Source organism: Streptomyces sp. NPDC005899, assembly GCF_040629645.1.
Lineage (GTDB): Bacteria > Actinomycetota > Actinomycetes > Streptomycetales > Streptomycetaceae > Streptomyces.
The window spans coordinates 1-6,601 of sequence record NZ_JBEXWB010000347.1 but is presented as its reverse complement, the minus strand read 5'-3'; the positions used below and the strand labels follow the sequence as shown (position 1 = coordinate 6,601).

The window sequence follows — 6,601 nt, the reverse complement described above, 5'->3', positions numbered from 1 at the left end:
AACGCTCGGCTGGGAAACCCCAGCCGAGCGCCTGCCTAAACTGCTCGCGGCCTGATCAACACAACCACGTGTTGCGACGACTCCTAGAAACCGCCAAGCGGTGGGGCCCTTCGACGTATTGCCCGGTGAGAGCAATGGCGGAGGATACGAGATTCGAACTCGTGAGGGGGTGCCCCCAACACGCTTTCCAAATGTTCGCCTGGGGGTTCGGAAGCGATCAGGAGCGTTCTGACCTGCGGTGGATCGAGGCGTCGGGTGGGTGATGGACGGCGCTGGACGAGGGTGATGAGACCAAGACTGAGACCGGAGAGCCGGGTCAGACCTTTTTGACGATGATCGACTCCGGGACCAGCTTCTCCAGGTCATCCACGTCCGAGGTGAAGACGGTGACCTGACCTTTCTGCTGTCGCGCGATGACGGCGAGCACCGCGTCGCTCGCGTACTTGTGGCCGTGCAGCTTGGCGTCGGCCAGGAGTCGGCGGGCCTGGCGGGCCTCGTCCTTTCCGATGTCGGCGACCTTGAGCCGGGAGAGCACCCAGTCCCAGCGCTGCTCGGTGGTTCTGCCGTCGTACGCCTCGACCAGCGTCAGCGGAGACGTCACCACCTCGGCTTCACCCCGGGCCGCGAGGTCGAGCCAGGCGATCATCTTCCGGTCGCCTCGCACAGCCAGGGACAGGGCTTCGCAGTCGAGCACGAAGACGCGCAATGGCCGCTGCTTGTGCTCAGTGGCACGCTTCTTCACGCGGCCTCTCCGGCGTTGTGCTTTCCAGCGGCGCGGCGCCGCTCGTGTTCGGCGTCGAGGTCCTCCAGTTCCTCGAACGCTGCTGTGCGCTCCTCCTCAGTGAGGGGGCCGTACTCTTCCTGCAGCCAGTCGGACAGTTCCCGCAGCCGGTCCCGGTCGCGCTTGAAGCGCAGCGCCTCGGTGACGTACGCCGACATTCCCCGTTCTGCCGCCTCCGCGCGGATCTCGTCCAGGAGATCCTCGGGAATCGTCACCGTTACCTTCTTCGTGGCCATACAAGAGACCATACTCTTGGTATCACACCCGGTACCAGTGCGTTCGCGTGACCGCCAGGTCGGCGTTCAGGCGGTCGTGGCGGGACGTGGGCTGCCTTGGAAGACCTGGCTGGTGTGCCAGGAGCGATGGGCGGCGGCGATGGGGCGGACGCCCGACTGGGGGCCGATGACCGGACGGCCGGCGAGCGTGATGACGTGCTCGCGGGCGGCGGTGCTGCGGCCGACGAAGCTCTGTGAGACCAGGATGCGGTGGGCCTCGCCACGGCCCTCGCCGAGACCGAGTACGCCTTTGTCGAACAGCTTGTGATGCAGCGAGCACAGACACAGCCCGTTTTCGAGGTCGTCCGGTCCGTCGAACGCCCACCAGCGGACATGGGCGGCCTCAAGCCCGACCGGCACCGTGCCGATCCTGCCGTCGTACCCGCAGAAGGCGCACTGGTACTCGTATGCCGTCAGGACCATCTCCCGCATGCGCCGGTCCCGCTGCCTGCGCTTGGCCGAGACCGGTCGGGTCTCGGCCTCCTCCAGTTCCAGGCCGACGGCTTCGCACAGCTCGCCGTGGAGGGAGGGCGGGAAGTTCAGATCGAGGAGTACGCGTGTCATTCGGCCGAGCAGGGGCGGATCCCGCCGCAGCGCCGCCCGTAGCTCCGGCGTCAGCCGTCCAGTGGCGCCGGTTGCGCGCAGATCCCTGACCCCGGTCCCGGGGCTGCCCGGACCGCGCTCGGTGCGGACCTCCCACACGCCGTCACTCACCAGATGATGGAAGGGATAGGCGGGCGTCGTCCGGTTCCCAGGACCGTACTCGGCGAGCAGCCGCCGCAGGTCCTGCTCCACCGTGCTGTACCGCAGCTCGTCGTCGGCGTCCTGCTGGAACCGGCTGAGCGCGTAAAGGAACAGCAACGGCTTGTGCGGAGCCCGCGCCCCGCTCCTGGTCCACTGCCTCAACTGCGCGGTGCGCTCGACCCAGTCCATGGTCGGCGATCGTAATGGCGGCTCGTCGCAGTGCTTGGTGGCGGGGCATGGCCGCAGTGACCGGCCGAACACCGAGCCACGACACGGATCCCGGCTACCCGGGCATGGTGCCGTGGATGCGGGAGAGGGTGAAGACCCGTTGGTCGTCGCGCAGGTGACACCAGGCGTACAAGTAGGGCGGGTCGAGCACGAGCTCGCTGAGGATACGTACGGTCCGGTTGCCCGACGCGGCGACGTACTCGACCGTGATGGCTGTGCCGACGTCGACGGCATGGGCGAGCTGGCGGACATCGCTGTACGCCAGGTTCTTCGCGTACGCGGCGACGATCTCCTCGGTGTCCGTGCCGTAGGGGACCCCGGTGCCGAACGGGTCGGGAGCCGGGAGTGTCGGCGGGGCGGCCCGCAGCCTGGCGGCCAGCGTGCTCAGGTCGACGGTCACCGGAGTCATCTGAGTCACCGCCGGCACGGACCGCTGCCGCTGGCCTGGGAGTAGGGGGACCGGGACCGGGGCGGCGGCACGTCGGCGCCGGGTTTTCTCGACGCGTACGGTTCCGTCGGCCCTCTCGGCGACGGGGGCGTAGCCGGCGGCCCGGAGCGCGGCGAGGGTCTTGTCGAGTGGGGTCCGGCTGACCAGCACGGTCGGTGCCAACACGCGCAGGCCGAGGGCGGCGAGCTTTCTGTGAGTGACGAGTTCGGCGAGGAGGGCGGCTTCTTCGCCATGGATCACACAGGCAGCGGGGGCGATGCGCACACGGCCGTGAGTGCGTGCGGAGTCGTTGATCAGGTACAACAGCGGCTGGGGGAGGGCGCCGACCGCGACGGCGCCCAGGTCGGCCGCGATGGCATCCGCCGTGCGGCCCGTGTCCAGGGCACGGCGCACGGTTGTGGGGCTGAACCGCCACACCGATGCCGTGCCACCGACTTCCTTGTCCGCGACGGTGTCCAGCAGTGCGGCGAGGCGGGCGGACGGTGTGCCGGTGACAACGGCGGTGAGGTCCGCGCCGAAACGGGCTGCCCTGGTGGCTGCCGGCAGCAGCCGCTCACAGGCAGCGGCGAGCGTTTCGGCGGCTTCGGCGCCGTCGGTTCGCAGAGCGGCACCGATGGGGGACAGGCAGCCGCGGGCGACGACCCCGAGCAGTTCCGCTTCCCGGATTGCGGTGGCGAAGGGCGTGTTGTCCTGAGGGAGTTGTTCGGCGAGCGGGCGGTGCCAGGCAACCATCGGCCCCAGTTCCGCGGGGCTGTGCACTCCCCGGTGCGCCGGGAACTCCGCTGCGGCGGCGAGAAGCCCCTCTCGGGCCTGTATACAGCCGCCGCAGGGCGGTGTTCCGGCGAGCGCGGGCAGTACCTTGCCGTCCTCGTCGCGGGCGTAGGCCGGAGTCAGCGGCAGCGTCCGCCAGGTGTGGAGAAGCACGGTGAGCTGCTCCGCTGGTTCTCGTTCCGCCCAGGTGTCGTATCCGTCCGTTGCCGCGACCCGGTCGCCGTCCTGGGCCAGCAGCCCGGCGTCGTACGCCGTCTCCAGAACAAGGCGTACGACGATGTCGTCGCACTGCGCCGCCTTGCTGATCCGGGACAGCTCACGTGCTCCGACCCCGCCGGACTTCAGCAGGACCGGCGGAGCAGCGGAGCACGTCGCCAGAACCGACGCGGCATGTGCGGCGAACGCCGTGGCGGCTGCCGCCGCCTCCCGGTCCACTTCCGCCGAGGTGACGGACGCCGTCCTCACGACGGGCGGGACGGGCTCGAAGGGGGCGCGCCAGCCGACTCCGCGCAGTGCGAGCGCCACCTCGGCGGGCATGCGTGTGGATCCGTACCCGGAGTACCGGTCCTGGACCAGCAGTCCCCGCTCCAGTGCCCAGCGCGCACCCGGCTCGGAGTCGGCCGACGGGGCCCTGAACGTGATCAAACGCGCCGGTGATTGAGCCTGTTCACCCTGGTGAGACGCTCGCCGCTCAAGCAGCTTCCGGGTGGACGCAGGCGCCGAAGTGATCACCGCGGCCACCCGCTCCGGATTGCTGTGGTGTTCCAGCAGGGCGGTCAGCCGATGCTTCTTGGTGGTGCCGGGCGACGGGATGTTCAGGGCCACCAGCATGCGGCGCAGTTCCTCGGAGGTCGTGTTCGCCAGTAGCCGGGTGAGCGGAGCGTCCAGCCCCAGCGGCGAGTCCCACGCCTGCCGCAACGGCGTCGCCATGCGCAGCAGCCCTTCGCCGTCCGGCCAGACGAGTGCGCGGTCGGCCAGCGCCTCCAAGGCCGCGTCCAGCCCGCGAGTGCTCTCCGTTCCGGACGCATCCAGCAGATCGGCCAGGGCGGCCCGTGGAACGGGTCCCAATGCTGCCAGTGCCTCGGCTACCTGCAGGTGTGGCAGCGCGAGTCCGGGCAGCACCGGGGCCACCGACGCCGGGCGCTGAAGGCGGTCCGCGAGTTCGCCGAACGATCGTGGTTCCGGCGGGGACACGGCATCCGGGCGAGCTGCCAGGACCCGCTCAAGCCGGTCGACTTCCAGATCACTCAGCCACGTGGCCAGAGTTGATCCGCTGGGCTTGCCGATGGGGACACCTCACAAAGACGAGTGCCGGTGGTCTCCGACCGGAATCGGTCCTGCACAGACCCAGAATGGCGGATCGCGGGGGACGCCTGCGTCCTGAGTCGGCAGAAACCCGCTTGTGAGTGAAGGCGATGTCCTGTGACTCGACCCGGTGACGGCAAGTCGGCGGAACGAAATATCTCTTATGTCGGAAGTGAATGAGACCAGAACTGAGACCAGCAACGTCGAAGGCCCCCGCAGCAAGCTGCGGGGGCCTTCGACGTATTGCCCGGTGAGAGCAATGGCGGAGGATACGAGATTCGAACTCGTGAGGGGTTGCCCCCAACACGCTTTCCAAGCGTGCGCCCTAGGCCACTAGGCGAATCCTCCGCCGCAAACAATACAAGACGTTGGAGGGTGCTCGCGAACACGTTCCCCGAAGATCGATCCCGGGTGCTCCCCGAGCGGGATCGGGCGGGGAGGTGGGTGGACGGCGGGGGGCTGGGATCGGTTAAGGTGGGCGTCAGCCCCTCACGTGGCGCTATCTGACTGAACTCCCCCAGGGCCGGAAGGCAGCAAGGGTAGGTTGGCTCTGGCGGGTGCGTGGGGGGCCCTTGCGTGTCCGGCGTGAGCGGCCCGCCGGGCATCACATCCAGCGCGGGCCCGGTTGTCGGTGCGCCCCGATAACCTCGTAGGTGTGTCGTCCCTTGCGCTCTACCGCCGCTATCGCCCCGAGTCCTTCGCCGAGGTCATCGGTCAGGAGCATGTCACTGACCCGTTGCAGCAGGCTCTGAGGAACAACCGGGTCAACCACGCGTACCTGTTCAGCGGGCCGCGGGGCTGCGGGAAGACGACCAGCGCGCGCATCCTGGCCCGCTGCCTGAACTGCGAGCAGGGCCCGACGCCGACGCCGTGCGGGGAGTGCCAGTCCTGCCGGGACCTCGCGCGCAACGGACCCGGTTCGATCGACGTCATCGAGATCGACGCCGCCTCCCACGGCGGTGTGGACGACGCCCGTGACCTGCGGGAGAAGGCGTTCTTCGGCCCGGCGTCGAGCCGGTACAAGATCTACATCATCGACGAGGCCCACATGGTCACCCCGGCCGGGTTCAACGCCCTGCTGAAGGTGGTCGAGGAGCCGCCGGAGCACCTCAAGTTCATCTTCGCGACCACGGAGCCCGAGAAGGTGATCGGCACGATCCGGTCGCGTACGCACCACTACCCCTTCCGCCTGGTGCCGCCGGGGACGCTCCGGGGGTACCTCGCGGAGGTGTGCGCCAAGGAGAACAGCTTCGTCGAGGACGGCGTCCTGCCGCTGGTCGTGCGTGCCGGGGCCGGGTCCGTGCGTGACTCGATGTCCGTCATGGACCAGTTGCTCGCGTCGGCCGCCGACGAGGGTGTGACATACGCCATGGCCACGTCGCTCCTCGGCTATACGGACGGCTCCCTGCTCGACTCCGTGGTGGAAGCCTTCGCGGCGGGCGACGGTGCCGCGGCCTTCGAGGTCGTGGACCGGGTGATCGAGGGCGGCAACGACCCCCGGCGCTTCGTCGCGGACCTGCTGGAGCGGCTGCGCGACCTGGTGATCCTGGCCGCCGTGCCGGACGCCGGTGACAAGGGGCTCATCGACGCCCCGGCCGATGTCGTCGAGCGGATGCAGGCGCAGGCGGAGGTCTTCGGCGCCGCCGAGCTGAGCCGGGCCGCCGACCTGGTCAACGAGGGACTCACGGAGATGCGCGGAGCGACCTCGCCGCGGCTCCAGCTGGAGCTGATCTGCGCCCGGGTGCTGCTCCCCGGGGCCTTCGACGACGAGCGGTCGCTGCAGGCCCGGCTGGACCGCCTGGAGCGGGGGGCGTCCTTCGCGTCCGCCGGGGCCGCCCCCGCCATGGGGTACGTGCCGGGGCCGGAGGCCCACGCGCCCGGTGCGGGCCTCCCGGGCGGCGGGCCCGCGGCCGCGCGTGCGGCGGCACGGGGCGAGACGCCGGGGGGCCTCGCGGGGCCGTCGCAGGGGCCGGGCCCCGTCCCAGGGGCGCCTGCCGCCGTGCCGTCACCCCAGGAGCGCGCCCAGCAGCCCGGCGTCGAGGCGGCACC

Annotated in this window: 5 protein-coding genes, 1 tRNA gene and 1 other RNA gene; 2 read left to right on the top strand and 5 right to left on the bottom strand. The window is 70.0% G+C overall.

Going from position 1 to position 6,601, the window contains the following annotated elements; translation table 11 throughout:
• Positions 1-316: 316 nt before the first annotated feature.
• From ABZ371_RS27180 to ABZ371_RS27160, 5 genes are all read right to left on the bottom strand, one after another.
• Positions 317-742, bottom strand: coding sequence for a PIN domain-containing protein (locus tag ABZ371_RS27180; protein WP_358684286.1), 426 nt, complete (start codon positions 740-742; stop codon positions 317-319).
• Positions 739-1,017, bottom strand: a complete 279-nt coding sequence (locus ABZ371_RS27175) for a CopG family transcriptional regulator (RefSeq protein WP_358684284.1) — start codon at positions 1,015-1,017, stop codon at positions 739-741. The genes ABZ371_RS27180 and ABZ371_RS27175 overlap by 4 nt, the downstream gene beginning before the upstream one ends.
• A gap of 66 nt (positions 1,018-1,083) precedes the next feature.
• Positions 1,084-1,989 (bottom strand): phosphorothioated DNA-binding restriction endonuclease, encoded by a 906-nt coding sequence (locus tag ABZ371_RS27170; RefSeq protein WP_358684282.1) that lies wholly within the window; start codon positions 1,987-1,989, stop codon positions 1,084-1,086.
• A 94-nt stretch (positions 1,990-2,083) separates the two neighbouring features.
• The gene (locus tag ABZ371_RS27165; protein WP_358684280.1) at positions 2,084-4,315 is read right to left on the bottom strand and encodes a helicase-associated domain-containing protein; all 2,232 of its coding nucleotides are present in this window, start codon (positions 4,313-4,315) and stop codon (positions 2,084-2,086) included.
• A gap of 497 nt (positions 4,316-4,812) precedes the next feature.
• Positions 4,813-4,900 (bottom strand) — tRNA-Ser (locus ABZ371_RS27160).
• Between the two features lie 132 nt (positions 4,901-5,032).
• Here ABZ371_RS27160 and ffs point away from each other — a divergent pair.
• Both ffs and ABZ371_RS27150 read left to right on the top strand, forming a co-directional pair.
• Positions 5,033-5,129: signal recognition particle sRNA small type (ffs, locus tag ABZ371_RS27155), an RNA gene on the top strand.
• A gap of 78 nt (positions 5,130-5,207) precedes the next feature.
• Positions 5,208-6,601, top strand: a 1,394-nt coding sequence (locus ABZ371_RS27150; RefSeq protein WP_358684278.1) for a DNA polymerase III subunit gamma and tau, incomplete at its 3' end; no start/stop codon positions are given.